This window comes from Salinimicrobium oceani, assembly GCF_012037645.1.
The window spans coordinates 1-306 of sequence record NZ_JAAVJR010001449.1; the positions used below are offsets into that span (position 1 = coordinate 1).

Sequence of the window (306 nt, forward strand, 5' to 3'; positions counted from 1 at the left end):
ATGTTGCTGCGGAAGCGGCTCTTATGGCCGTGGAATTTCCGGGAAGACATGTTCGTTTACAATGGATGCGTGACGAGGAACACCGGTGGGAACCTTATGGTACAGCTATGATCATGGAGCTGGAGGCGGGACTTGATGACAATGGGAAAATACTGGGCTGGAAATACGATTTCTGGTCAGACGGGCACAGCACCCGTCCCAATGGAGAACCGAATACATTATTGCCGGCCCGGTTCCTTGATGGTGGCCACGGAGTTCCAGGCGTGGGTTTTAAAGGAGGTGCTGTTCGTAATTCCAATCCTTATT

The 306-nt window shown here is 51.6% G+C and carries 1 protein-coding gene; it reads left to right on the top strand.

Features of this window, described 5'->3' with window-relative positions:
* On the top strand, window positions 1-306 hold a 306-nt coding region (locus HC175_RS22585), incomplete at both ends, for a molybdopterin cofactor-binding domain-containing protein (protein ID WP_168140045.1).